The sequence below is a fragment of the Bartonella sp. MR168JLCBS genome (genome assembly GCF_042194175.1).
The window spans coordinates 1-405 of the sequence record NZ_JBHIMP010000355.1 but is presented as its reverse complement, the minus strand read 5'-3'; the positions used below and the strand labels follow the sequence as shown (position 1 = coordinate 405).

The window sequence follows — 405 nt, the reverse complement described above, 5'->3', positions numbered from 1 at the left end:
CAATAGCTTTCAATCCTGTTGGCATTGGCTCATGCACTGACTGACGTGGAATAATTCCCGGAGCTTTGACATCGACACGACGACGCTCTGTTGCCTTAAGAGGCCCCTTTCCATCTATAGGATTTCCGAGTGCATCGACAACCCGCCCCAGCAAAGCTGGGCCCACAGGAACATCGACAATAGCACCAAGTCGTTTAACGGAATCACCTTCACGGATATCACGATCTGATCCGAAAATCACAACCCCGACATTATCGATTTCCAAATTCAATGCCATACCATGCACGCCATTTGAAAAGGAAACCATTTCACCTGCTTGGATATTATCCAAACCATAAACGCGGGCGATACCATCACCCACAGACAAAACCCAACCAATTTCTGAAACTTCAGCCTTTTGGTCAA

General features: G+C 47.2%; 1 pseudogene. It reads right to left on the bottom strand.

Annotation, left to right across the window (positions count from 1 at the left end):
- Positions 1–400: pseudogene (locus tag ACFIK8_RS11370) on the bottom strand (F0F1 ATP synthase subunit alpha); the annotation flags it as partial.
- Positions 401–405: the final 5 nt, after the last annotated feature.